The organism is Pseudomonas sp. CC6-YY-74 (assembly GCF_002025205.1).
Lineage (GTDB): Bacteria > Pseudomonadota > Gammaproteobacteria > Pseudomonadales > Pseudomonadaceae > Aquipseudomonas > Aquipseudomonas paeninsulae.
Map to the genome: position 1 here is coordinate 241,148 of NZ_CP019947.1, position 22,671 is coordinate 263,818.

Below are 22,671 nucleotides of genomic sequence, written 5' to 3' on the forward strand. Positions count from 1 at the left end.
CTCATGAATTCAGATGCTATCGCTACCCTGCAGCAGCAGTTGCTCGCCGGGCTAAGCCCCGTTCCCGCCGAAACCAGGCGCCTGTTTCATGGCCGGGGGCGCTGCTGGCCGGGGCTTGAGCATGTTACGGTCGACTGGTTGCAGGGTGCGCTGCTGGTGTCGCTGTTCCGCGAGCCGGAGGAAGCGCAGCTGGCCGCGCTGAAACACATGCTCATGACGCTGACCCGCTCGCCCGCCTGGCTGGACAGTCAGGCGCACAGCCTGTTGCTGCAGCACCGCTATTTGCCGGACAGCGCAACGCAGTGGCTGCTCGGCGAGGTTTGCGATGAATGGCTGATCAGCGAACATGGCCTGCGTTTCAAGCTGGATTTGGGCAAGAAGCAGAACACCGGCCTGTTTCTCGACATGCGCTACGGTCGCCGCTGGGTGCAAGCCCAGGCCCAAGGCAAGCGGGTCCTCAATCTGTTCGCCTACACCTGCGGCTTTTCGCTGGCCGCGATTGCCGGAGGCGCCGAGCATGTAGTCAACCTGGACATGGCCAGGGCGGCGTTGAGTCGGGGGCGAGACAATCATCGGCTGAATGGGCATGACCTGAGCAAGGTCAGTTTCCTCGGTCACGACCTGTTCAAATCCTGGGGCAAGGTGAAAAAATGTGGCCCCTATGATCTGGTCATCATTGATCCGCCGTCATTCCAGAAGGGCAGCTTTGTCCTGACCCAGGATTATCGAAAAGTCCTGCGCCGCCTGCCCGAGTTGCTCAGTGAGCACGGCGTGGTACTGGCCTGCATCAATGATCCGGACATCGGCCCCGACTTTTTGCTCGAGAGCATGGCCCTTGAAGCACCGGAACTGCGCTTTGATCAGCGCCTGGAAAACCCGCCGGAATTTGCCGATATCCAGTCTGACAGCGGCTTGAAAGCCCTGGTCTTTAGCCGCCACACTGAGCGTCTGTGAAGAGGCTCAGCAACGCCGACCATTTCCCGGTACCCGCTGCGGCATGGCGCGTCTCGCCGATGGCGCTGGCTATTTTCACAACTTCTTATGCCTCCTGTAGGCTGCAATCCTGATAAAGGAGATCCACGTGCCCCAGATCGACCCCCAGCAACGCCTGGCCATTCTCAGCAACCCGGACGCCCAGGACTGCACCGTCTACCGCCCGGATGAAGATGATCCCGATGCTGAAGAGCTGGACCTTGGCGATGCCAAGATTTTGTTTAGTGGCGCGTTCCAGGCGCCTGCCGAATGGGATGAACTCGAGCGTACCGAGTACTTTGGCGATGCTGAACCCGATACGTTCGTCAGCGCCTATATCGAGTGCGAGGCCAAGCCCGGTTCGGCTGATTTCTTCGTGGCTGACGTTGGCGATTATGTGGCGACCATGCCGGGGCTGGGGGAGGTCGTGATGTTCTATGTGCACGACTACAGCGACGACGAGCAAGGCCGGCACTACACCCTCATTCGTGACGATGAACCGCTGGACTGACTCGGTCGCTTACCCATGAAAACGACAAACCCGGCACCAGGCCGGGTTTGTCGTTAATGCGCGGTGGGGTTACTTGATTTCCACCGCGAGGCTTTCGGCGATCTTCTTGTTCCAGATCGCTGGGCCGGTGATGTGCACCGACTCGCCTTTGGTATCGACCGCAACGGTCACCGGCATGTCCTTGACCTCGAACTCGTAGATGGCTTCCATGCCCATTTCGGCGAAAGCCAGCACCTTGGATTTCTTGATCGCTTGCGACACCAGGTAAGCGGCGCCGCCAACGGCCATCAGGTACACGGCCTTGTTGTCCTTGATCGCCTCGATGGCAATCGGGCCGCGTTCGGACTTGCCGATCATGCCGAGCAGGCCGGTGCTTTCGAGGATCTGCCGAGTGAACTTGTCCATCCGCGTGGCGGTAGTCGGGCCGGCGGGGCCAACCACTTCGTCACCGACTGGATCGACCGGGCCGACGTAATAGATGAAGCGGCCCTTGAGGTCGACCGGCAGCTGTTCACCTTTATTGAGCATTTCGACCATGCGCTTGTGCGCGGCGTCGCGGCCGGTGAGCATCTTGCCGTTAAGGAGTACGGTTTCGCCCGGCTTCCAGCTCTGCACGTCTTGCGGGGTGATGCTGTCGAGGTCGACGCGGCGCGCACTCGGGCCGGCTTCCCAGACGATTTCCGGGTAGGCGTCCAGCGGCGGCGGCGTCAGTTCGGCCGGGCCAGTGCCGTCGAGCACAAAGTGGGCGTGACGGGTGGCGGCGCAGTTGGGGATCATGCACACCGGCAGCGAGGCGGCGTGGGTCGGGTAGTCCATGATCTTGACGTCGAGCACGGTGGTCAGGCCGCCCAGGCCCTGGGCGCCGATGCCCAGCTGATTGACCTTGTCGAACAGTTCCAGGCGCAGCTCTTCGACCCGGTTGGACGGGCCGCGGGCTTTCAACTCATGGATGTCGATGGACTCCATCAGCACTTCCTTGGCCATCACCGCGGCCTTCTCGGCGGTGCCGCCGATGCCGATGCCGAGCATGCCCGGTGGGCACCAGCCGGCGCCCATTTCCGGCACGGTCTTGAGCACCCAGTCGACGATCGAGTCGGACGGGTTGAGCATGGCCATCTTCGACTTGTTCTCGGAGCCGCCGCCCTTGGCTGCGACGTCCACGTCGACCTTGTCGCCGGGGACGATGGAGTAGTGGATCACCGCCGGGGTGTTGTCCTTGGTGTTCTTGCGCGCACCGGCCGGGTCGGCCAGGATCGAGGCGCGCAGGACGTTTTCCGGCAGGTTGTAGGCGCGGCGTACGCCTTCGTTGATCATGTCGTCGACGCTCATGGTCGCGCCGTCCCAGCGCACGTCCATGCCCACACGGACGAATACGGTGACGATGCCGGTGTCCTGGCAGATCGGTCGATGACCGGTGGCGCACATGCGCGAGTTGATCAGGATCTGCGCCATGGCGTCGCGCGCGGCTGGGGACTCTTCCTTGAGGTAGGCCTCATGCATGGCCTGGATGAAATCCACGGGATGGTAATAGGAGATGAACTGCAGGGCGTCGGCGACGCTCTGGATCAGGTCGTCTTGCTTGATCACGGTCATGCTTGGCGCTCCTTTTTATAAAGGTAGGAGTAGGGCAAAACTACGGCGACGGCGAACCACGAGTCGACGCGCGGGTGCAGTAAAAAAGGCGCGGCAGTATAACGCGCAGGCTGCTGAGCGGACAGTCGCCGATGGTCGGCCTTGGTCGCTGATCGGCCCCTAAACGTGCTAGGCATTTAATGAGTACGGGCGTAGAGTGGCGGCTGAATGCCAGTATGGGATGGAGCCCATAAGCCCTCATGAGCCTAAGCCATCAGCGGGTCACTCAGCGTACTCTGCAACGCCTGCTGCTGAAGCGTTTCGGCATGGCGACGGCGACCTACGCCCTGACGGTGCTGCTGTGCTGGATCGCGGTATTCAACGATCTGTTTCGTGCCTCCATACCGACTACGCTGCTCCTCACTGGGTTGGCAATACTCACTCAGTCGGCCTTCCTCGGCCTGTTTCTCTCCGGGCAGAATCTACGTTTTCGCGACCCCAGCCTGACCGAAGCGCAGGTGCTGGTGGCCCTGGCCTGGCTGACCGTTTTGTTGGGCATGTTTGGCAACGGGCGCGGCGCCTTGCTGGTGGTCTATGTGCTGATCCTGTTGTTCGGCGTGTTCCAGTTGCCACCAAAAGTCTTTGCGCGTTGCGCGGTCATCGCTTTTTTCGGCTTCGCTGGACTCAACCTGTACGAGGCTTATCGGTACCCGCTGGCCGATCCCGGTCAGGCCATCTTGCAGGTCTGCGTGCTGGGCGGCGTGATGCTCTGGATGAGCCTGTTTGCCAGCTATGTGCAGGCTATGCGGCAGCGCATGCGCCAGCGTCGCTTCGCCTTGCAGGCACACCGGGACACCTTGCGCGGGATGATGCGCCAGCTCGAAGACCTGGCCGCGACGGATGAGCTGACCGGCCTGTTCAACCGCCGGCATTTCCTGCGCTTTGCCAAAGGTGAGCTGAAAACCCTGCGCGAGGGTAGTCAGCATGGCCTGGCGCTGATCGATCTGGATCACTTCAAGCGGGTCAACGATGTCCACGGCCACGCCGCGGGTGATCGTGTGCTGCAGACCTTCGCCACCGTGGCGCAAGCTTGTCTGCGCGATGGCGATATCATCGCGCGCTACGGCGGCGAGGAATTCGTGCTGTTGCTGCCCAATACCCAGCCCGATCGGTTCACCGCCTGTTGCGAGCGCTTGCGCGAGGCCTTCAATCAGGCTGAACCCTTGGGCATTAAGGTGGATACTCTGAGCTTGTCCATCGGAATGACCTTACTGACTATGCACGATGACCTGGATGAGGCGCTGCAACGCGCCGATCAGGCGCTCTACCGGGCCAAACGCAACGGACGTAACCGGTGTGCGGCGGCCTGGGAGGATATCGATGCCTGAACTCCGGGTGGGCGAGCGGCGGCTGACCGTTGCGCCTGCCAGCAACCTGCTCGATGCCCTGCTGCAGGGCGGTGTTGAGGTGCCTTACAGTTGCCGTTCGGGCAGTTGCCATGCCTGCCTGGTGCGTTGCCTGCGCGGTGAGCCGCTGGATGCCAAGCCCGAGGCGCTCGACCAACCGCGTCGTGAGCAGGGCTGGCGGCTGGCCTGCCAGTGCCGGATCGTCGACGACTTGCAGGTCGAAGTGTTCGATCCCGTGCGCGATGGCCGCCCCGCGCATATCGATGCCTGTGACTGGCTGAGCCCCGATGTGTTGCGCTTGCGCCTGACGCCTCAACAACCGCTGCGTTACCGAGCCGGTCAGCATCTGGTGCTCTGGACCGACACGGGGATTGCCCGACCTTATTCGTTGGCCAGCCTGCCTGGCGAAGACTCCTGGCTGGAGTTCCACCTGGACTGTCGTCATAGCGGCGCGTTCAGCGATGCGGCGCGGGCATTCAAGCCGGGCGATACCTTGCGCCTCGGTGAGCTGCGCGGTGGTGCCTTGCACTACGACCCCGATTGGCAGATGCGCCCACTCTGGCTGCTGGCGGCCGGTACCGGGCTGGCACCGCTCTACGGGGTGCTGCGCGAAGCGCTGCGCCAGGATCACCAGGGCCGCATTCGGGTCATTCATCTGGCCCATGATCGCACCGGGCATTACCTGGCCGAGCCCCTGACGCAGCTGGCGGCGCAATATCCGCAGTTGCAGGTCGAGCTGTTCAGCACGGCCGAGATGTCAGCGGCTTTGGCCGAACTGCGCCTTGCTTCCCGGCAAACCCTCGCCTTACTCTGCGGCCACCCCGACAGTGTCGAAGCCTTTACCCGGCGCCTGTATTTAGCAGGTATGCCGCGTAATCAGATGTTTACCGACCTGTTCTTGCCGCACGCCCGATAACCGCCACTGCGGTGTCAGCCCCGGAGTTTGAGTGATGAGTGAGCACCTGCTGGTTGAGCGCGAGGAAGGTCTGTTGACCCTGCGCCTGAACCGTTTGCACAAGAAAAACGCCCTGACCCGGGCGATGTACAGCGGCATGGCCGAGGTGCTCAAACAGGCCGATCAGGACAGCAGCGTACGCGCCGTGCTGATCACCGGCGGCGAGACGTGCTTCACCAGTGGCAACGATGTAGCCGATTTCATCCAGGCGCCGCCGTCCGGGCTGGGCAGTGAAGTGTTCCAGTTCATGCAGGCGCTGTTCGAGTTCAGCAAACCGGTGGTAGCGGCGGTCAGCGGCCCGGCAGTGGGCATCGGCACCACCCTGTTGTTGCATTGCGATCTGGTCTACGTCAGCCGTGAGGCGACCCTGAAGATGCCCTTCGTCAACCTGGGCCTGTGCCCCGAATTCGGCTCCAGCCTGATTCTGCCGGGCCTGCTCGGCCATGTGCGGGCGGCCGAGTTGCTGCTGCTTGGGCAAAGCTTCACGGGTGAGCAAGCGGCTGCCTGGGGCATCGCCAACCAGGCGCTGGAGGGCGGCGCCGCGACCTTGGCCAAGGCCCGCGAGATGGCCCTGCGCTTCCAGCAACTGCCGCCCTCGGCAGTGACCGATAGCAAGCGGCTGATGCGCGCGCCGGGGCGTGAGGAGTTGCGCCGGGTGATCGAGGAAGAGGGCGCGCTGTTTGGTCAGCGCCTGCGCTCGCCGGAAGCCATCGAGGCGCTGACGGCCTTCATGCAGCGGCGTCCGGCGGACTTCTCCAAACTCGGCTAAACGCCGACTCCTGGAGTGCGCACGGTGTTCCCTGCGGATAGCAAAAGGCCGCTCATCGAGCGGCCTTTTGCAGGGTGACGCTGGCCTTACACCAGCGCTTCACCGACATGCAGGATCTTCATGCCGTTGGTGCCGCCGATGGTGTGATAGCTGTCGCCCTTGGTCAGGATCACCCAGTCACCCGGCTTGACCACACCACGCTTGAGCAGTTCGTCCACGGCCGCCTGGCTGACTTGTTCCGGGGGCATGGCCGCCGGGTCGAACGGTACGGTGTAGACGCCGCGGAACATGGCGGCACGCGCCTGGGTGGCGCGGTGTGGGGAGAAGGCGTAGATCGGCACCGAGGAGCGAATCCGCGACATGATCAGCGGGGTGTAGCCGCTTTCGGTCAGGGCGATGATCGCTTTGACGCCCGGGAAATGGTTGGCCGTGTACATGGCGGCCAGGGCGATGCTTTCGTCGCAGCGTTCGAAGGTCGTGCCGATGCGGTGGCTGGAGGCTTTGCTGGTCGGGTGTTTTTCCGCACCGATGCAAATCCGCGCCATGGCTTGCACCGCTTCCAACGGGTAGGCGCCGGCAGCACTTTCTGCCGAGAGCATCACCGCGTCCGTATAGTCGAGCACGGCGTTGGCTACGTCGGAGACTTCGGCGCGGGTCGGCATCGGGTTCTGGATCATCGACTCCATCATCTGGGTCGCCGTGATCACCGCCTTGTTATGGCGCCGTGCATGCAGAATGATTTTCTTCTGAATGCCGCACAGCTCGGCATCGCCGATTTCCACGCCAAGGTCGCCGCGGGCGACCATGACCGCGTCACTGGCGCGGATCAGGCCGTCGAGGGTTTCGTCGTCGGCCACTGCCTCGGCCCGTTCAATCTTGGCCACCAGCCAGGCGGTGCCGCCCGATTCGTCGCGCAGTTTGCGCGCGTACTCCATGTCCGAAGCGTCGCGCGGGAAGGACACGGCCAGGTAATCCAGGTCCATCTCGGCGGCGTGGATGATGTCGGCCTTGTCTTTCTCGGTCAGCGCTGGCGCGGTCAGGCCGCCACCGCGACGGTTGATGCCTTTATGGTCGGACAGCGGGCCACCGATCAGGACTGAGCAATGCAGCGCGTCGGCAGTCGCCGTGTCTACACGCATCACTACCCGACCGTCGTCGAGCAACAGCTCGTCGCCGACGCCGCAATCCTTGACCAGGTCCGGGTAGTCGATGCCGACGATTTCCTGGGTGCCTTCGGTCAGCGGATGACTGGTGGAAAAGGTGAACCGGTCGCCGACCTTAAGCTCGATGCGCTTGCAGGCGAATTTGGCAATGCGGATCTTCGGTCCTTGCAGGTCACCGAGCAGGGCGACATGCCGGCCATGCTTGGCGGCCAGTTCGCGCACCAGCTTGGCGCGGGCCTTGTGCTCGTCCGGCGTGCCATGGGAGAAGTTCAGGCGGGCCACATCCAGGCCCGCGATGATCAGTTGTTCGAGGACTTCGGGCGAATTGCTCGATGGACCAAGGGTGGCGACGATTTTGGTACGGCGAAAGGTCATGCACGGACTCCTGAGTTGCGATTAAGCGCGAGGCTACTACGCCGTAATCCTGTAGTCATTGTTGCTCTGCACTACCTTTCTGCTCGGGTTTGAGGACCAGTAAATCACAGTCCACGCTCTCCAGAATGCGCTCCGCGGTATGCCCGATCAGGGCCGTATCCAGGTGGCCGCGAGCGATGGCGCCCATCAGCAGCAGATCGACATGCTGCTCACGAACAAAGCGTGGCAGGACTTCTTCGGCAAAGCCCTCGATCAGGTGCGTGTCGGGCGTGGCGATCGGGTATTGGCCGAGCAACTGGGCAAAGGCTTCACTGTGCTGGGCGGCGCAGCGGGCGACATAGTCGTCGTAATTGGCGAGCAGTTCGGCATCGAACATCAGGGTGTGCGGCAGGGGCGAATAACTGTGCAGGTAGTGAGCCTGCATGCCCAGTTGCCGGCTCAGCTCGCTGGCTGCGCGGATCAGTTGATGATCGAGCGCCGCCGGTTTGTCGGCGCTGTGCAGTGGATCCAGCGCCGCACACAGGCTATGGCCCTGCCACTCGGCATGGTGCACCAGCCATAGCGCTACCGGGCAATGGCGGATCAACTGCCAGCAACTGTTGGTCAGCAGCAGCCGACGTAGCCGGCTGTCATGCGCGGCGGACTTGAGCACCAGATCTGGCGCCAGCTCTGCCACTTTCTCCAGCACCAGCTTGTGCAGCGGCCTGCCCCAGCGCACGTCCAGGTGCAGCTCCAGGCCCTCGGCCCGCAGTGGCGCGGCCAGCTCCTCCAGCCATGCCGTGCCACGTTCGAGCAAGGCGGCCCGCCCCCGGCTTTGCATGGCCGTATCGAACAGGTGGCCGGCTTCCAGGGTGGCGTTGTATTCGACCAGCAGCAGGTGCAATTGCGCGCGGCTCTTGCGTGCCAGCCATAGCGCCCGCTCGAGTGCCGGCTGGTGTATCTGCTGGGGATCGATGACAACCAGTAGCTGTTGCAGATTCATGGCCTGGACCTCGCTGTGGGTTAGCTGCACATTGCAACGCATGGGGGCGCTGCTGGCGTTGATCTGTATCAGCTTAGTGGACAGGCAATTCCTTGGCGCCTGAACCGGGTGTCGGTGTGCCCTGCAGATTTTGCCGTGTCAGTCGATACACTGCTCATTGGAGGAGAGACCCATGCGAACCCTGTTGATTCTGATCCTGGCGCTCAGCGCCGCCGGTTGTACCCGATGGTCGCTCGACCACCATTTGAACAACGCCTATCGCGCCTATGAGCGGGGCGATTGTCCGCAGGTCATTCTGGAGTTATCCCAGGCCGAGCGCAAAAGCCGATCGCGTGGCTACCTGCAGCCGGAGATATCCTTGCTGCGCGGCCAGTGCCTGGAGCGGCAAAACCTGTTCGTCGATGCGGCGCAGACCTATGAGTTCCTCATCAGTCGTTATCCTGCCAGCGAATACGCGTTCCGCGCCCGCGCCCGCCTGGAAACCTTGCAGCAGCTGGGACATTACCGTCCTGCTGGAGCGGCCAAGGCGGCATCCACGGCACTCTGACCGCCGGTCGCCGAGGTTGGTAACGGGTTATTGCAGGGGTAAGCTGAAGCATTATTTCAGGGAGGAAAAATCATGCGTGTGTTGCTCTGTCTGTTGTTGCTGCCGGGATTGGCGGCAGCGCAGGTTTATCGCTGGGTCGACGCCAATGGCCACGTGCATTTCGATCAGCGGCCTGTTGCGCCTGGGGCCGAGCAGGTCGAGATCAGGCCGCAGGTGATCGAGCGCGACGATCTAACACGTCAACGCGAGGAGCGTACCGCGCGCTTCTATGAGGCCCGCCGTGCCGAGCAGGCGCAGGCTTCGGCTGTGTCAGCGGAACGCCAAGCCCTACGTGCGCAGGAGTGCGCTGAGCTGCGCAAGAGGTTGGCGCAGATCCCGGAGGGACGCCGCTATTTCCACACCGAGGTGTCTGGTGAACGGAGCTATTACGGCGATGAACAGCTTGATGCTGCTCGTCGTCAGCTGCGCGACCAAGTGTCCGAACGCTGTTCCTGAAACTGGTTTAAGAGCGGTAGTGCGGCCATACTTAAAGCCCATTCATAGCGATTTGCCATTATGCCTATTCAGCGCCGAATAGATCGTCAGCAGTTGCCTTACTACCTGAAGGTCTTCAACCGCATAACCGACAAGCCAATGGGCTATATCGGCAATGTGTCGTTGGAGGGTCTGATGTTGATCAGCCAACTGCCGATGCTGGTGGGCGCGCGCTTCGACATGCGCTTGAAAATTCCAGGGTCGAATGCGCAACGTTTCATCGACTTCTCGGCCACGTGTCAGTGGTGCCATGAGGATGTCACCCCGGGCAGCTTCGACTCAGGTTTCGCCATGGTGGTGCCGCCAGCCGAGTTCGTCGAGATGGTCGATGCACTGCATCAATATTTCAGCTTCTACCCCATGGCTGCCTCCGCCTAGTACTCAAACTCGTCCCCTGTGCCGCACCTATAAAAAAACCGCCTCGAAAGGCGGTTTTTTAGCACTGCAGTCGACTCAAGCCATTGCTGGCTCGTTGAGTTGCAGCAGTTCGTCGGAGCGCGCCTGCACCTCGCTATAGCGTTCGGCTTCGTTGGCAAGCACCTCGGCCATGGCAGGGAAGATCTCGTTCAGCTTGCTGCTCCATTGCTCGGATTTAACCTGCTCGGGGAAGCAGCGCTGAATCAGGTCGAGCATGATCGACACGGTCACCGACGCGCCTGGCGATGCGCCGAGGAGGGCGGCGATGGAGCCGTCCTGCGCCGCGACCAGTTCGGTGCCGAACTGCAGGATGCCGCCGTGCTCGGCATCTTTCTTGATGATCTGCACGCGCTGACCGGCTATTTCCAGGCGCCAGTCTTCGGCTTTCGCCTCAGGGTAGAAACCGCGCAGGGTCTTCAGGCGCTTTTCATCGGACTGCATCACTTCCTTGATCAGGTAGCGGGTCAGTTCGAAGTTGTCGCGCGCGACCGCAAGCATCGGGCCGATGTTGTTGGGGCGTATCGACAGCGGCAGATCGAGCACGGAGCCGTGACGCAGGAATTTGGTCGAGAACCCGGCGTAGGGCCCGAATAGCAAGGATTTCTTGCCATCGACCACGCGGGTATCGAGGTGCGGCACCGACATCGGCGGCGAACCCACTTCGGCCTGGCTATAGACCTTGGCTTCGTGCTGTTTGACTACTTCTGGGTTGTCGCAGCGCAACCACTGGCCGCTGACCGGGAAACCGCCGAACCCGTTACCTTCCGGGATGCCGGACATCTGCAGCAATGGCAGGGCGGCACCACCGGCGCCAAGGAAGACGAACTTGGCCTGGACCGTACGGTGGCCACCGTTCTGCATATCCTTGATCTTGACAAGCCAGCCTTGCTGGTTGCGCTCGAGGCCGGTGACCTTCTGGCTGCATTTGACCTGTGCGTTGGGCTGTGTGCCCAGGTGGTCGAGCAGGTGTTTGGTCAGCGCGCCGAAGTTGACGTCGGTGCCTGCCATGACCCGGGTCGCAGCGATCGGTTCTTGAGGGTCGCGGCCCGGCAGCATCAGTGGCATCCACTTGGCCATGGTGGCGCGGTCTTCGGTGTATTCCATTTCGGCGAAGGCGTGGTGCTGGGTGAGCACCTTGAAACGCGCTTTGAGGAAGTCGATGCCTTCCTGCCCGCGCACGAAGCTCAGGTGCGGCACCGGGGTGATAAAGGACTTGGGCGCGCCAAAGGTGCCTTTCTCAACGAGATAGGCCCAAAACTGCTTCGACTCCTCGAATTGGGTGTTGATGGTCACCGATTTTTTGATGTCGATAGCACCATCCGCCGCTTGCGGGGTGTAGTTCAGCTCGCACAACCCGGCATGGCCGGTACCGGCATTGTTCCAGGGGTTGGAGCTTTCTATCGCGCCGGACTCCATCAGTTCGATGACTTCCAGCTTGAGGTTCGGATCAAGTTCTTTCATGAGCACGGCCAAGGTCGCGCTCATGATGCCGGCGCCAACCAGCACCGCATCTACTGTTTCGTAATCGTTCTGCGCCATTATCACTTCTCCTAAAAATGCAGCACCCAATTGACGGCCAGAGGCCTAAGCGTGAAACAACGCCTATCAGCGATCGCTGAGATGTCCCGGGGTGAGGCAGGAGGGGATGACGGAGCATTTGCCAGCCGCAAGATCGTTCATTTTCGCCACACTCTTGTGAAGTTGTTGAAACCGTTTTTGTCACGCTCTTTTGGAGCCGTGAACCTCAAAAGCTCGTTCGCCCAGGCCTGCCTTTTTGCCCGCGCAAAACTCCCGTTGCTGGCTGCAAGGCGTTCTGCGTATGGGTAAAGCGGCTAGCCGGAAGGGGCAGCACGAAGTGGGCGACTCTCTGGGGCGTGGCCGATGGCTAATGCATCAGCAGTACGGCGAGGCCCGATCAGGAGACGTCCTTATAATCGGGGCGCGATTATAAGACGAATACTGGGAAATTGATCGCACTCAAGTGCGTTTTCTTCTTCCTCCGGTCAGGCAGCTAACGCTTTGACGGCGGCCAAATGTGTCTCTGTTGGGGCGATACGCGCGCTGTTGGGAAGTGGTTTATGCAGCCAGCCGAGCTGCTGCTGATTGACCTCGATCCAGCCCAGGCCTTGTGGCGCCTGGGCTGACTGGCGAAAGGCGCGGCACAGGCCAAAACTATCGAGTAAGGCAAATGTGCGGATGTGGCGGCGTGGGGCGAGCCAGGAACGAAGGAAAAACATGGCATGGACTCAGGGCGGTTGACGACTAAAGTCTTATGCCAGCCAGGCATGACAACGCCGTGACAACAGCCTGGCAGCCTCGAGTCTTGTCTGCGGCGCTGTTAGCCCGTGCTGTCGCTGGGTATACTGCAGAGCAATTTTGCGCCCTACACCCATGGAGAGATGAGCATGCTGCATCGCCTGTTGTTTGGTCTGATCGCTGTTGTCAGCCTGACCCTGGTCGGCTGCGCCCACAGCCCGCAACAACTCAGCCCGCAACCCAAGATCAATGGCCCGCTGGCCGCCGTTGGCCAAGGCCAGCCGGTGGTAGTGAAGGTTGTCGACGGCCGTCCGTCGCCAGTACTCGGCACGCGTGGTGGCTTGTACCCGGAAACCAGCGCGATCGTCGTGACCGGCCAGGATATCGTGCCAAAACTGCAAGCTCAGGCAGAAGCAGCGGTGCGCCTGCTTGGCTTCACGCCGACGCCGAACGCTTACAACGCGCCGCAACTGACCCTGACCTTGGCTGAGCTGAAGTACCAGTCGCCAAAAGAAGGCCTGTACGTCACCGAGTCCAATATCACCGCGACCTTCCGCATCGACGTGCAAAACAGCGTGCGCCGTTACAATGGTCGCTACGGCGCCTCGTTGAATCAGCGCTTTGGCATGGCGCCGAACCAGGAAACCAATACCAAGCTGGTCAGTGATGTGTTGAGCGATGCCATGACTCGCGCGTTCAAGGATCCGACCATTGGCCAAATGCTCCGCCAATAATCGCTAGTCGATAACAAACGGCGCGTTGCGCAAGGCTGCTCAGCCAAGATCCGGCTCGTCAGGTCTTGGTTGTCAGCGACAAATCGGATAGTTCGAGAGTCAGAGGAAATGCCGCTCCCCGTAAGGGATAAGCGGCATTTTTTCTTGATGGCACCGACGTGCGATACATGTCCGGGATTGTGCCGGATGGCTGCAGCCCATCAATCAGAGCTGCAGGTGGCCCCATCCAGGGTCTGCGCCGCACACAAAAAAACGCCGCTTTCCGGTAACGGGGGAGCGGCGTTTTTTCTTGGGTGAACGGTCGTGCAGTCGTGCCGGGCTTTTTGGGGAGGAGTCAGGCCGCTTCGGCGTAAAACGCCGGCAAGCTGAAGCCGGTGTGTGGGTCGATGTCCTGCAGGTCATAGTGTTCATGGCCACCAAGGGCGCAATAGACCAGCCAGTGGTGGTCCTGAACGTTGAAGGACAGCTCGTTGATGACAGCTTCTTCCATCTCGTCGAGCGCATCGATCAGGTAATCACGATCAAGCGGTTGTGGGGTGAGCATGGCAATTCCTCCGCGGGTAGGTTGGATACGCTCCCGTGCCGCGATGACGGTGGCGTAGCTGAAGAGGATTCAAAGCTTAGGCCAGGAATGTGACGATTCTCAGACGATTTTGGGATAGCTCCTTCGTTCGTCGGAAACGAAACTTCTAAATCGGCGGACTCCAGTAAACTGCGCGCGGTTTTTTGGATCGTCCGGTGGGTTGCGGCGGTGTGAAGTGCGCCTGATGGAAGTGCTTGAGGCGGACATTCAGCGGCTATCCCTGGAGCATCGAGTTTTCCTTCCTCGAGCGATCAACCCAGTCGCTTCATTCCGTTCGGCAGCGCCGGCGTGATCGGTGCACCAATTTGATGTGGAGGTTGCTGATGCCGTTGCAGGCGCTCTGGTCTGTTTTTCTTGCCCATCCCGCGCAGTCGTTGAATGCCCTTGCCCTGTTCTTCGGGCTTGCCGGGAGCTGGTTGCTGCTAGCCACCCGGGTGCGTGAGCAGCGTGCAGTGGCGCGCTTGATCGCGGGTGGCACTGCCAAGGCGATGGTCGAGGAGGCGTGGGTGTTCGACGCCCCGACCCAGCGCCTTAACCGGTTTTTCTATCGTTTCGGTTTTGCCAGCCTGGCGGCGTCGCTCGCGCTGTCCTGGGGCAGCGCCCAGCTCTGAATTGTCACGAGGCGCAGGCAATGCTTTCAAGCCAAAGCGGCAGCCCGTGGGCTGCCGCTTGTTGTCCGCCTCAAGCATTCCTACAGCGGCAAGCCGGCTTTTACCCGGTATTGGTTGCGCACCGGATTGGCATATTGCAGCACCAGATAAGGTTGCTGTTCGGCCGGGCAGCGAGCCAGGCGCTTGTTCCACTCGGCTTCGGCGCGGGCCAGTTCCTCGGCGGGAAATAGCTGCGCTGCACTGGGTACCTCGAGTGCCGGATCGCGTTCGTTGTACATGGCATAGGCCAGGTAATGCACGGGGAATAGCCGGTAACCGCTGAGAATCTGTCTGTCCATCTCGGCGGCCAACTGCTTGCTGTCTTCCAGGCCGCTGCTCACTGGCGCGCTGAAGTGCACGTGTACGCGACCTTTATAACCGGTGATGCCGAGGGCGATGCTCTGGTCATCTTCGCCCGGGGCTTTGCTGTAGCTGCCGCTGGTGGCGCGGGTGAACAGCTCGCAGGCCTTGGCCTGGTCGCAGGGGTCGTATTCATAGCTGATCGACACCGGGGTCAGTTTCAGCGCCGCAATCACCTCGGTAAAGGGCTCGCTCTTGCGGCTCATGTGGAACATTTTGAGGATCGCCGAGTCGGTGCGGTCGTTGCCATTCTTGGCGCGGCCCTCGGCTTGGGCGATCCAGATCGACTCGCAATCGGTGCGGATCGAGTGATTGATATAGGCCGACAGCAGTTGGTAGGCGGCGAGTTTCTCACGGCGTCCGCTGAGCGAGCGGTGCACGATAAAGCTCTTGTTCAGGCGCATCAGGTCGCTGACGAAAGGCTTTTGCAGCAGATTGTCACCAATCGCGATGCGCGGGGTCGGTAGACCTGCGTGGTACACCGCGTAATTGACGAAGGCCGGATCCATGACGATGTCACGGTGATTGGCCAGGAACAGGTAGGCGCTGCCGGCCTTGAGTTGCTCGACTCCGGAATAGGTCACGCCATCGGTGGCGCGCTCGATGCTCTGGTCGATGTAAACCTCAACTTTCTCCTGCAGCGCCGCTACCGAGGCAACCTTGCTGAACTCAAGACGCAGTCGATAGGCTATAAGTGGTTTAAGCAGCCAGCCGAGTGCTGCGGCCAGGCGGGGGAAGCGATACTGGGTGAGGATGTCGAGAAACTCGTCGTCTGCCAGCAAGCGCGCCAGAACAGGGGGTACTTCGGAGTCGGCGTAAGGTCGGATGGCATCGAATTCGCCCATCATGCTCTCTTGTCGTGGTTGGCTGTGGTTAACAGAATGTTGAGGAGGGTGGTTCCGTGCTTGGGACCAGCGATAGACCGGCGATTATACCTACAAGTCACATGGAGACCGCGATGCTGGAAAGTCAGCTCTATCAATGCCCGTACTGTGGCGAGTCGGTCGAAGCCCTGCTTGACCTTTCCGCCGGTGATCAACAGTACATCGAGGATTGCCCGGTGTGCTGTCGGCCCATTGTCTTCGATTTGCAAACCGATGGCATTGACTGGACGCTCGATGTACGTGGAGAAAACGACTGATGCAGCGTATTTACGAGCCGCAGGACGTGCTGGAAGGCGAATTGCTGCTGGGCATGCTGGCCAGCGAGGGCATCGAGGCCCACCTGACCGGCCAGCACCTGCTCGGCGGGGTCGGCGAGCTGCCGGCCTGCGGCCTGCTTGGCCTGATGGTTGGCGATGTAGAGGCCGAACGCGCGCAGCAGTTGATCGCCACGTACAATACTGCGCAACCGCTGGCCAATGATGAGCCCGAGAATTTCCAGGGCGTGCTGCTCTGCTAATTCCTCCCGCGTGGGGGGCTGGGCGTGTAGGGTGAGTCACGCGCACCTGATGCCTTCTGCCACTGGCCCGGTCTGCCCTGGCCTGGTTGAGCGCCAGAGTGTGGCGCGCCGGCCCCTGAGCCTTTACGTGTGATCCATTCAACAGTCGGCATTACCTGGCCGCTGCCTACCTGTTATCGAGTTGCCCCATGTGTGGACGTTATGCCCTGTTTCGTTGGTCGCCAGTGTTCGCGGCCTTACCCGGTTTTCCTGCTGATCAGCAGCCGCAATGGAATATTGCGCCTGGCGCCCAGATCCTGTTAGTGCGTGCCGTCGCGGGTGAGCGTCAGCTGGTTCGCGCCCGCTGGGGGCTGACTCCGCCATGGCTGACAGATCTGTCGAAAACCCCGGCCCAGGCGCGGGCGGAAACCCTGGCCGCGCAGCCGATGTTCCGCAATGCCTTTCGCCTGCGCCGCGGGTTGTTACCGGCCAATGGTTTTTACGAATGGCGTGGCTCTGCGCGCAAGCGGCCGTATTGGCTGACCAGCGAAGACAGCCCGCTGTACTTCGCCGCGCTGTGGGAGGCATATCCGGTCGAAGGCTGTGTCTATCTCAGTGCGGCGGTGGTGACCCAGCCTGCGGCCAATCAGCGCCGCCCGCTGATTCTCGATGCCGCCGCCCAGGCGCTGTGGCTGGCGGCAGATACGCCGCACGACGAGCTTGCAGCGCTGCTCGCCCGTCCGCAGCCGCAGTTGCGCGAGCGGGTGCTGGCCAATCTGGTCAACGATCCCAAGCTGAACGCCCCCGAGTGCCTGACGCCGGCGTAGCTGCCGTCAGTTGTGTGCTGGGAGTGGAACTTTTAGCCGTCCGGCCGACCCTACCAACGCGGCGCGCACTACGTGATTGTTTATCGAGCGCAGGGTCTTGCACCGCTAACGGATAGCTGGCTGTCTTGCGCGCTATTCTCGGTTGCTCGCCCAAGGTGGCAGGCCTAGCATACGTTGCTTAATCGAATGGAGACTCAGCATGAACCAATCGTTGTCCTTTACCGCGCTGGCCGCGGCCTTGCTGCTGACAGGATGCCAAGCCGTCAACACCACCAGCGGTGGCGCGGTGGGTGTCGAGCGCAAGCAGTACATGTTTGGCATGCTTTCGAGCCAAGAGATCAATCAGATGTATGCGAAGTCCTATCAGCAGACACTGGGTGAGGCGTCGAGCAAGGGTGTGCTGGACAAGAGCAGCGCCAGCGCCAAGCGCTTGCAGGTCATCACCGATCGCTTGATCAAGCAGGCGCCGATTTTTCGCCCCGATGCCGCGCAGTGGCAGTGGGAAGTCAATCTGATCAAGAGCCCCGAGCTGAATGCCAGTTGTGGCCCGGGTGGCAAGATCCTCTTCTACAGCGGGCTGATGGATAAGCTGCAACTGAACGACGATGAGATCGCCGCGATCATCGGCCATGAAATGGCCCATGCCCTACGCGAGCATAGCCGCGAAGCCATGTCCAAGGCCTATGGCGTGGGGCTGGCCAAGCAGGGCGCCGGTGCGCTGCTCGGCCTGGGCGAGGTGGGTATGGCCATGGCCGATACCGTGGTGCAGTACAGCCTGACCTTGCCCAACAGCCGGAGCAACGAGAACGAGGCCGATCTACTCGGGCTGGAGTTGGCCGCCCGTAGCGGCTACAACCCGAACGCGGCGATCAGTCTGTGGCAGAAGATGGCCCAGGCCGGCAATGGTGCGCCGCCAGAATTCATGAGCACTCACCCGTCGTCGAGCAGCCGCATCGCGGCCTTGCAGGCGGCAATCCCGAAGGTCATGCCGCTCTATGAGCAGGCCAAGGCCAGGCGCTGACAACCTCGCCAGGTGCGTGTTCGCGTTGATTAGGGTGCGCCGTGCGCACCCCTGGCCGGGGCGTTAGGACTGTCCAGCGGGTGCGCGGCGCTGCCCCTGTCGGCGGCGCATTGGCTTACGGCAGGGATTTTTCCGCGAATGAGCGGGTGTCCAGGCTTAGTTGGGCGCGGAAGCTTTCCATGTCGAACATGGTGCAGATTTCCTGGATCTCGTTGCTCGGGGTCAGCGTCCAGAAGGCCATCGCCGCGATGCTCAATACCTTGTCGCTCGGCGGGTAACCCAGGGCCGGTTTCTCGATGGTGCCGATCAGGGTGCTCCAGGTGACCACTTTATTGCCTTCGGCAATGCATTCCTCGACCACTACCTGCAGGTCTGGCATGGCCTTGCGGATGTCCTGGATCAGCTGGGCGAAGGCGTCGCTGCCCAGGTGATGGCCGACAAACGAGCTTTTGTAGAGAAAGTCCTTGCTGTGCAGCTGCCCGGCCAAGGCCAGGCGACCTTTGTTCCACGACAGGTCGATATGCTGGCGGACCAACTTTTTTCGATCATCCAATGACATGCTTCTCTCCTGGGCTTGCTGGGCAAGATGCGCAAGATGCTGCGCATCTTTAAGCGGTCGTCAGAGTAGCCATAACAGCGGATGGAACGCCAGAGGAGTGGCGTCAAATCAATACCATAACTGCCCGCCGAGTTGCAGGGCCTGGTAGCACGCATAAATCGCCAGCGCGGCGAAGGCGCCGGCGGCCAGGCGGCGAATCAGGGTCAGTGGCAAGCGCTCGGCGGCAAAGTTGCCGACCAGCACCACGGGTACGTTGGCGATCAGCATGCCCAGGGTGGTGCCGATCACCACAAGCACGAAGTGTGGGTACTGCGCGGCCAGCATTACCGTGGCGACCTGGGTCTTGTCGCCCATCTCGGCGATGAAGAAGGCGGCCAGGGTGGTCAGGAACGGGCCGTAGCGCTTGAAACGCGAGCTTTCATCGTCATCCAGCTTGTCGGGAATCAGGGTCCACAGGGCCACTGCAACGAAGGAGGCGGCGAGCGTCCAGCTCAGGGTCTGCGGGGAAAACAGGCCGGCTACCCAGTTGCCGACTGCGCCGGCGAGAAAGTGGTTGGCCAGGGTAGCGATCACGATGCCGAGGATAATGGGCCAGGGCTTGCGAAAGCGCGCGGCCAGCAGCAAGGCGAGTAATTGGGTCTTGTCGCCGATTTCGGCCAGGGCAACGATCAGGGTAGGGACGAGCAGGGATTCCAGCATGAGACTTCCTAACGGGGGCGGGTCGACATGGCTATGACACGCACACCTTCCCGCCCCGGGTCAGGTGTGCGTGTCATAGGTCTTGTCAAACCCTGTACGCAGTGTCATCAGCCAGTGGCTGGTTGTTAACAATGCGCCAGCCTATGTTGCTGGGCTGAGGGTCGCACGCACCATGGTCGGTGGACCAAGTATGTTGACGCGTGCCGGGCGAGCTGGTGCTCGCGGGAGACTACTCCCCTAGGACGGGCGCATTTTGCCCACCCACGGCGGATTGGGCAAGCCTGCGGTTACTGCTTGCTCGCACGGTAGATGCGAAAGCCCTTGGCGTCGGCCAGGGTATGGCAGGGACCGAGGTATTGCTCGATCAGCGGTGGGTACTTGAGGAAGTTGTTGGCTACCAGGCGCAGTTGGCCGCCGCGCTCAAGATGTTCAGCCGCATGGCGCAACAGGTTTTCCGTGGCCTGGTAGTGGGTGTGCACACCCTGGTGGAAGGGCGGGTTGCTGAGGATCGCGGCCAGATCCGTGGGCGCGGCGGCAATCCCGTCGCCACTGATGACGTTGGCCTGCAGGCCGTTGGCCGCCAGGGTCAGGCGGCTGCTGGCCACGGCGAAGGCATCGACATCCAGCAGGCTCACCTGGCTCTCGGGATAACGACGTTTCAGCGCCGCGCCGAGTACGCCGGCGCCGCAGCCGAAGTCGAGCAGGTGGCCTGTCGGCAACTGCTCCAGATGCTCCAGGAGCAGGGCGCTGCCGGTGTCCAGGCGACCATGGCTGAAAACCCCGGGCAGGCTGATCACGCTCAGCGGACCGTCACTCAGTGGCAGGCTGTAGTGCCGCGCCAGGGTTTCGAGGTTCGGGGTTGCCGGGGCATGCTCGACGTGCACTTGCCAGAGCTGGCAATGCCGCGCGCTGTCGAGCTTGCGCGCTCTGCCGAACGCGGCCAGCTGCTTGGCTGCGCGTTCGATGCCGGCACGCTTCTCGCCGACCAAAAACAGCTCGCGCCCGGCCAGTTGCGCCGCGAGGGCGCACAACAGGTAGTCGGTCAGTTCACGGGACTTCGGCAGGAACAGCACCGCAGCGGCAAATTCACTGGTGGGGGGCGTCACCCCGAATTGGCTACGCCCGGCAAAGCGGCTGTCCAGCAGCGCTTGCTCGCCGGCGTGCCAGCTCCAGCCCCGGGCTTCAGGCAAGCGGCTGAGCAGGTCGTCGGCCGGCAGGCCGGCGAGCAACAACGGGCCGCCGAACAGTTCGGCCTGGCGCAGCAGTACTTCGCTTCGCGGGTCCATGGGGTGGGCTCCTGGGAAAAGCGCGGAGGATAGCAAATATGGCCAGGGCTTTGAGCGCAATGGGGTAAGGGTGTGCTGGCCCGATGGCCTGGCACGTTGGCCCATTCCCCCGGCGGCTAGTTCACCACCCGGCGCGCTACGTCGTCGAAAAACGCCTGAGCATTCTCCGTCAGCTGGGTGACGATGCGCTGCCGCGCTTCGCGGCTGCCCCAGGCGCTGTGCGGGGTGACGATCAGCCTCGGGATGTCGGCGGCGAGCAAGGGGTTGCCGTCCGTTGGCGGCTCCTGGGTCAGTACATCGGTGGCCGCGCCACCCAGGTGGCCGCGGCGCAGAGCGTCGGCCAGGGCCTGTTCGTCGACCAGGCCGCCACGCGCGGTATTGATCAGGAAGGCGCCGGGTTTCATCAGGCTCAGCTGGTATTCGCCGATCAGGTTGTGGGTGGCGGCGTTGAGTGGGCAATGCAGGGTCAGGGCATCGACCTGCGGCAGCAATTCGTCCAGCGGCAAGCGATCCTGGCGCGGTGGACGCCCCGGCAGCTGGCCAAGCAGCACGCGCATGCCGAAGGCTTCGGCCAGTCGCGCTACGGCGCCGCCCAGTTCACCGTGGCCGAGCAGGCCGAGGGTCTTGCCTTCCAGCTCGACGATGGGAAAGTCCAGCAGGCAGAACTGCTGCGCCTGCTGCCAGCGGCCGTCACGTACCGCGCCCTGGTAGTCGGGCAGGCGGGTGGCCAGGGCGAGCAGCAGCATCAGGGTGTGCTGCGCCACCGAAGGTGTGCCGTAGCCCTGGCAATTGCAGACCAGTACGCCATGCGCGCGCGCGGCGGCCAGGTCGATGTTGTTGGTGCCGGTGGCGGCGACCAACAGCAGTTTCAGTTCGGGGCAGGCGGCGAAGGTCTTGGCGTCCAGCGGGACTTTGTTGCTGATCGCCACCTGCACGCCCTGCAGGCGCTCGATCACCTGCTCAGGGCTGCTCAACGGGTACAGCGTCAGCTCGCCAAATAGCTGCTGCAATGGCGACAAGTCGAGGTCGCCGAGGTCGAGCGTACTGTGGTCCAGAAAGGCTGCGCGGCTACTTTTACTCATCAGCTGTACCTTTTCTACTGTCGGAGCGGGGCGTAAGGTGAACAGCCTATCAGACCCCTATGCCCGTTGCGGAGCCGCTATGTACTGGACGGAGTTTTTCACCGTTGCCCTGATTCACTTGCTGGCCGTGGCCAGCCCTGGGCCGGATTTTGCCATCGTGGTGCGCGAAAGTGTGGCCTTCGGCCGGCGTGCCGGGATCTTCACCGCACTGGGTGTGGGCGCCGGGATCTTCGTGCACGTGGCCTATTCGCTGCTCGGCATCGGCCTGATCGTGTCCCAGTCGATTGTCCTGTTCAACGCCCTGAAATGGCTGGCGGCTGCCTACCTGCTCTACATCGGGATCAAGGCGTTGCGCGCCAAGCCAGCTGACCCGGCCCGCGCCGAACTGGGCCTGGAGCAGGCCGCGCGTTCACCGCGTGCAGCCTTTGTCACCGGATTCGTCACCAATGGCCTGAACCCCAAGGCAACCCTGTTCTTCCTCTCGTTGTTTACCGTGGTCATCGATCCGCACACTCCGCTGACGGTGCAGGCCGGTTATGGCCTCTACCTGGCGCTGGCGACGGCGCTGTGGTTCTGCCTGGTGGCGATGCTGTTCAGCCGGCCGCGGGTGCGCGCCGGTTTTGCCCGCTTGGGCCACTGGTTCGATCGGCTGATGGGCGTGGTATTGATCGGCTTGGGCGTCAAGTTGGCGTTCAGCGAGTTGCGTTAGAGGTGCGGCGGGGATGAGGCGCTGGCCTGTTTCCCCATCCCCGGTTTCGGCTTACAGCAGTTCGACCGCCAGCGCCCTAGTGTTGTCGCCACCCTAAGTATTGACCTTGGCCTGATCCAGGCTTCGTTCGCGCATGCTCAGTATGGTGGTCTTGGCGAAGGCTTGGCTGATCTCGAACGGATCGGCCTTATCCTGGTGCCACTCGGGTTGCTTCCGCAGGTTACCGATGGCCCGATCGTGGGGCATGGGCGCTCGCCGGTGATGACGATGTTGGCTATTGCGGTCGCCTCTATAAGCGCGTGGGATAAATAAGTAGTGGCTG

At 62.1% G+C, this 22,671-nt stretch carries 26 protein-coding genes and 1 riboswitch; of the genes, 15 read left to right on the plus strand and 11 right to left on the minus strand.

Annotated elements, in window-relative coordinates:
• The first annotated feature begins 3 nt into the window (after positions 1–3).
• Both B2D37_RS01135 and B2D37_RS01140 read left to right on the plus strand, forming a co-directional pair.
• Positions 4–954, plus strand: a complete 951-nt coding sequence (locus B2D37_RS01135) for a class I SAM-dependent methyltransferase (protein ID WP_079200996.1) — start codon at positions 4–6, stop codon at positions 952–954.
• Between the two features lie 127 nt (positions 955–1,081).
• On the plus strand, positions 1,082–1,483 hold the full coding sequence (locus B2D37_RS01140) for a hypothetical protein (RefSeq protein WP_079200997.1): 402 nt from the start codon (positions 1,082–1,084) through the stop codon (positions 1,481–1,483).
• Between the two features lie 69 nt (positions 1,484–1,552).
• On the opposite strand, the gene B2D37_RS01145 is transcribed toward B2D37_RS01140, so the two are convergent.
• A complete protein-coding gene (locus B2D37_RS01145) occupies positions 1,553–3,076 on the minus strand; it encodes a fumarate hydratase (protein WP_079200998.1) in 1,524 nt (507 codons plus the stop codon).
• 239 nt (positions 3,077–3,315) lie between these two features.
• Between B2D37_RS01145 and B2D37_RS01150 the strand changes: the two genes are divergently transcribed.
• Genes B2D37_RS01150 through B2D37_RS01160 form a run of 3 tightly spaced genes read left to right on the plus strand, consistent with a single transcriptional unit; the run spans position 3,316 to position 6,185 of the window.
• Positions 3,316–4,443 carry a diguanylate cyclase gene (locus B2D37_RS01150; RefSeq protein ID WP_079200999.1) on the plus strand — a complete coding sequence of 376 codons (1,128 nt, stop codon included), beginning with the start codon at positions 3,316–3,318 and terminating at the stop codon, positions 4,441–4,443.
• Positions 4,436–5,377 carry an iron-sulfur-binding ferredoxin reductase gene (locus B2D37_RS01155; protein WP_079201000.1) on the plus strand — a complete coding sequence of 314 codons (942 nt, stop codon included), beginning with the start codon at positions 4,436–4,438 and terminating at the stop codon, positions 5,375–5,377. The genes B2D37_RS01150 and B2D37_RS01155 overlap by 8 nt, the downstream gene beginning before the upstream one ends.
• 34 nt (positions 5,378–5,411) lie before the next feature.
• Positions 5,412–6,185: an enoyl-CoA hydratase gene (locus B2D37_RS01160; RefSeq protein WP_079201001.1), complete on the plus strand. Its 774-nt coding sequence runs from the start codon at positions 5,412–5,414 to the stop codon at positions 6,183–6,185.
• A gap of 86 nt (positions 6,186–6,271) precedes the next feature.
• On the opposite strand, the gene pyk is transcribed toward B2D37_RS01160, so the two are convergent.
• Positions 6,272–7,723: a pyruvate kinase gene (gene pyk, locus B2D37_RS01165; RefSeq protein WP_079201002.1), complete on the minus strand. Its 1,452-nt coding sequence runs from the start codon at positions 7,721–7,723 to the stop codon at positions 6,272–6,274.
• Positions 7,724–7,778: 55 nt separating this feature from the next.
• Complete coding sequence (locus B2D37_RS01170; RefSeq protein WP_079204864.1) at positions 7,779–8,705, minus strand: universal stress protein; 927 nt, start codon at positions 8,703–8,705, stop codon at positions 7,779–7,781.
• A gap of 172 nt (positions 8,706–8,877) precedes the next feature.
• Here B2D37_RS01170 and B2D37_RS01175 point away from each other — a divergent pair, with 172 nt between their 5' ends.
• From B2D37_RS01175 to B2D37_RS01185, 3 genes are all read left to right on the plus strand, one after another.
• Positions 8,878–9,252: a tol-pal system YbgF family protein gene (locus B2D37_RS01175; RefSeq protein WP_079201003.1), complete on the plus strand. Its 375-nt coding sequence runs from the start codon at positions 8,878–8,880 to the stop codon at positions 9,250–9,252.
• Positions 9,253–9,324: 72 nt separating this feature from the next.
• On the plus strand, positions 9,325–9,747 hold the full coding sequence (locus B2D37_RS01180) for a DUF4124 domain-containing protein (protein WP_079201004.1): 423 nt from the start codon (positions 9,325–9,327) through the stop codon (positions 9,745–9,747).
• Between the two features lie 60 nt (positions 9,748–9,807).
• Positions 9,808–10,164, plus strand: a complete 357-nt coding sequence (locus tag B2D37_RS01185; protein ID WP_079201005.1) for a PilZ domain-containing protein — start codon at positions 9,808–9,810, stop codon at positions 10,162–10,164.
• Between the two features lie 75 nt (positions 10,165–10,239).
• Here the strand turns inward: B2D37_RS01185 and mqo are convergent, their stop codons facing one another.
• Positions 10,240–11,742: a malate dehydrogenase (quinone) gene (gene mqo / locus B2D37_RS01190; protein WP_079201006.1), complete on the minus strand. Its 1,503-nt coding sequence runs from the start codon at positions 11,740–11,742 to the stop codon at positions 10,240–10,242.
• Between the two features lie 866 nt (positions 11,743–12,608).
• Here mqo and B2D37_RS01200 point away from each other — a divergent pair.
• Positions 12,609–13,193, plus strand: coding sequence for a YajG family lipoprotein (locus tag B2D37_RS01200; RefSeq protein ID WP_079201008.1), 585 nt, complete (start codon positions 12,609–12,611; stop codon positions 13,191–13,193).
• Between the two features lie 334 nt (positions 13,194–13,527).
• Here the strand turns inward: B2D37_RS01200 and B2D37_RS01205 are convergent, their stop codons facing one another.
• Positions 13,528–13,737 carry a hypothetical protein gene (locus tag B2D37_RS01205; protein ID WP_079201009.1) on the minus strand — a complete coding sequence of 70 codons (210 nt, stop codon included), beginning with the start codon at positions 13,735–13,737 and terminating at the stop codon, positions 13,528–13,530.
• Positions 13,738–14,099: 362 nt separating this feature from the next.
• On the opposite strand from B2D37_RS01205, the gene B2D37_RS01210 reads away from it, so the two are divergent.
• Positions 14,100–14,387: a hypothetical protein gene (locus tag B2D37_RS01210; RefSeq protein ID WP_079201010.1), complete on the plus strand. Its 288-nt coding sequence runs from the start codon at positions 14,100–14,102 to the stop codon at positions 14,385–14,387.
• 80 nt (positions 14,388–14,467) lie between these two features.
• Here B2D37_RS01210 and B2D37_RS01215 read toward each other — a convergent pair whose 3' ends face one another.
• Positions 14,468–15,634, minus strand: a complete 1,167-nt coding sequence (locus B2D37_RS01215) for a 1-acyl-sn-glycerol-3-phosphate acyltransferase (RefSeq protein ID WP_079201011.1) — start codon at positions 15,632–15,634, stop codon at positions 14,468–14,470.
• 110 nt (positions 15,635–15,744) lie between these two features.
• Between B2D37_RS01215 and B2D37_RS01220 the strand changes: the two genes are divergently transcribed.
• The 4 genes from B2D37_RS01220 to B2D37_RS01235 all read left to right on the plus strand — a co-directional run bounded on the left by B2D37_RS01220 (position 15,745) and on the right by B2D37_RS01235 (position 18,014).
• Positions 15,745–15,927, plus strand: a complete 183-nt coding sequence (locus B2D37_RS01220) for a CPXCG motif-containing cysteine-rich protein (RefSeq protein ID WP_079201012.1) — start codon at positions 15,745–15,747, stop codon at positions 15,925–15,927.
• Positions 15,927–16,187 (plus strand): putative signal transducing protein, encoded by a 261-nt coding sequence (locus B2D37_RS01225; protein WP_079201013.1) that lies wholly within the window; start codon positions 15,927–15,929, stop codon positions 16,185–16,187. The genes B2D37_RS01220 and B2D37_RS01225 overlap by 1 nt, the downstream gene beginning before the upstream one ends.
• A gap of 188 nt (positions 16,188–16,375) precedes the next feature.
• Positions 16,376–16,993 (plus strand): SOS response-associated peptidase, encoded by a 618-nt coding sequence (locus B2D37_RS01230; protein ID WP_079201014.1) that lies wholly within the window; start codon positions 16,376–16,378, stop codon positions 16,991–16,993.
• A 199-nt stretch (positions 16,994–17,192) separates the two neighbouring features.
• Positions 17,193–18,014 (plus strand): M48 family metallopeptidase, encoded by an 822-nt coding sequence (locus tag B2D37_RS01235; protein WP_079201015.1) that lies wholly within the window; start codon positions 17,193–17,195, stop codon positions 18,012–18,014.
• A gap of 115 nt (positions 18,015–18,129) precedes the next feature.
• Here B2D37_RS01235 and B2D37_RS01240 read toward each other — a convergent pair whose 3' ends face one another.
• From B2D37_RS01240 to B2D37_RS01255, 4 genes are all read right to left on the minus strand, one after another.
• Positions 18,130–18,573, minus strand: coding sequence for an ester cyclase (locus B2D37_RS01240; RefSeq protein ID WP_079201016.1), 444 nt, complete (start codon positions 18,571–18,573; stop codon positions 18,130–18,132).
• 108 nt (positions 18,574–18,681) lie between these two features.
• On the minus strand, positions 18,682–19,269 hold the full coding sequence (locus B2D37_RS01245) for a TMEM165/GDT1 family protein (protein ID WP_154067149.1): 588 nt from the start codon (positions 19,267–19,269) through the stop codon (positions 18,682–18,684).
• A gap of 91 nt (positions 19,270–19,360) precedes the next feature.
• A riboswitch (yybP-ykoY riboswitch) is annotated at positions 19,361–19,522 on the minus strand.
• A gap of 37 nt (positions 19,523–19,559) precedes the next feature.
• Positions 19,560–20,558, minus strand: a complete 999-nt coding sequence (locus B2D37_RS01250) for a class I SAM-dependent methyltransferase (protein WP_079201018.1) — start codon at positions 20,556–20,558, stop codon at positions 19,560–19,562.
• 116 nt (positions 20,559–20,674) lie between these two features.
• Positions 20,675–21,640, minus strand: a complete 966-nt coding sequence (locus B2D37_RS01255; RefSeq protein ID WP_079201019.1) for a 2-hydroxyacid dehydrogenase — start codon at positions 21,638–21,640, stop codon at positions 20,675–20,677.
• Between the two features lie 79 nt (positions 21,641–21,719).
• On the opposite strand from B2D37_RS01255, the gene B2D37_RS01260 reads away from it, so the two are divergent.
• Positions 21,720–22,349 (plus strand): LysE family translocator, encoded by a 630-nt coding sequence (locus tag B2D37_RS01260; protein WP_079201020.1) that lies wholly within the window; start codon positions 21,720–21,722, stop codon positions 22,347–22,349.
• 93 nt (positions 22,350–22,442) lie between these two features.
• On the opposite strand, the gene B2D37_RS22965 is transcribed toward B2D37_RS01260, so the two are convergent.
• On the minus strand, positions 22,443–22,595 hold the full coding sequence (locus B2D37_RS22965; RefSeq protein WP_154067023.1) for a hypothetical protein: 153 nt from the start codon (positions 22,593–22,595) through the stop codon (positions 22,443–22,445).
• Between the last annotated feature and the right edge of the window lie 76 nt (positions 22,596–22,671).

Bases quoted from the DNA above. Each gene is read 5' to 3' on its own strand.
- B2D37_RS01135 (WP_079200996.1), top strand. From the start codon at position 4: ATGAATTCAGATGCTATCGCTACCCTGCAGCAGCAGTTGCTCGCCGGG.
- B2D37_RS01145 (WP_079200998.1), bottom strand. From the start codon at position 3,076: ATGACCGTGATCAAGCAAGACGACCTGATCCAGAGCGTCGCCGACGCC.
- B2D37_RS01150 (WP_079200999.1), top strand. From the start codon at position 3,316: ATGAGCCTAAGCCATCAGCGGGTCACTCAGCGTACTCTGCAACGCCTG.
- B2D37_RS01155 (WP_079201000.1), top strand. From the start codon at position 4,436: ATGCCTGAACTCCGGGTGGGCGAGCGGCGGCTGACCGTTGCGCCTGCC.
- B2D37_RS01160 (WP_079201001.1), top strand. From the start codon at position 5,412: ATGAGTGAGCACCTGCTGGTTGAGCGCGAGGAAGGTCTGTTGACCCTG.
- pyk (WP_079201002.1), bottom strand. From the start codon at position 7,723: ATGACCTTTCGCCGTACCAAAATCGTCGCCACCCTTGGTCCATCGAGC.
- B2D37_RS01170 (WP_079204864.1), bottom strand. From the start codon at position 8,705: ATGAATCTGCAACAGCTACTGGTTGTCATCGATCCCCAGCAGATACAC.
- B2D37_RS01175 (WP_079201003.1), top strand. From the start codon at position 8,878: ATGCGAACCCTGTTGATTCTGATCCTGGCGCTCAGCGCCGCCGGTTGT.
- B2D37_RS01180 (WP_079201004.1), top strand. From the start codon at position 9,325: ATGCGTGTGTTGCTCTGTCTGTTGTTGCTGCCGGGATTGGCGGCAGCG.
- B2D37_RS01185 (WP_079201005.1), top strand. From the start codon at position 9,808: ATGCCTATTCAGCGCCGAATAGATCGTCAGCAGTTGCCTTACTACCTG.
- mqo (WP_079201006.1), bottom strand. From the start codon at position 11,742: ATGGCGCAGAACGATTACGAAACAGTAGATGCGGTGCTGGTTGGCGCC.
- B2D37_RS01200 (WP_079201008.1), top strand. From the start codon at position 12,609: ATGCTGCATCGCCTGTTGTTTGGTCTGATCGCTGTTGTCAGCCTGACC.
- B2D37_RS01205 (WP_079201009.1), bottom strand. From the start codon at position 13,737: ATGCTCACCCCACAACCGCTTGATCGTGATTACCTGATCGATGCGCTC.
- B2D37_RS01210 (WP_079201010.1), top strand. From the start codon at position 14,100: ATGCCGTTGCAGGCGCTCTGGTCTGTTTTTCTTGCCCATCCCGCGCAG.
- B2D37_RS01215 (WP_079201011.1), bottom strand. From the start codon at position 15,634: ATGATGGGCGAATTCGATGCCATCCGACCTTACGCCGACTCCGAAGTA.
- B2D37_RS01220 (WP_079201012.1), top strand. From the start codon at position 15,745: ATGCTGGAAAGTCAGCTCTATCAATGCCCGTACTGTGGCGAGTCGGTC.
- B2D37_RS01225 (WP_079201013.1), top strand. From the start codon at position 15,927: ATGCAGCGTATTTACGAGCCGCAGGACGTGCTGGAAGGCGAATTGCTG.
- B2D37_RS01230 (WP_079201014.1), top strand. From the start codon at position 16,376: ATGTGTGGACGTTATGCCCTGTTTCGTTGGTCGCCAGTGTTCGCGGCC.
- B2D37_RS01235 (WP_079201015.1), top strand. From the start codon at position 17,193: ATGAACCAATCGTTGTCCTTTACCGCGCTGGCCGCGGCCTTGCTGCTG.
- B2D37_RS01240 (WP_079201016.1), bottom strand. From the start codon at position 18,573: ATGTCATTGGATGATCGAAAAAAGTTGGTCCGCCAGCATATCGACCTG.
- B2D37_RS01250 (WP_079201018.1), bottom strand. From the start codon at position 20,558: ATGGACCCGCGAAGCGAAGTACTGCTGCGCCAGGCCGAACTGTTCGGC.
- B2D37_RS01255 (WP_079201019.1), bottom strand. From the start codon at position 21,640: ATGAGTAAAAGTAGCCGCGCAGCCTTTCTGGACCACAGTACGCTCGAC.
- B2D37_RS01260 (WP_079201020.1), top strand. From the start codon at position 21,720: ATGTACTGGACGGAGTTTTTCACCGTTGCCCTGATTCACTTGCTGGCC.
- B2D37_RS22965 (WP_154067023.1), bottom strand. From the start codon at position 22,595: ATGCCCCACGATCGGGCCATCGGTAACCTGCGGAAGCAACCCGAGTGG.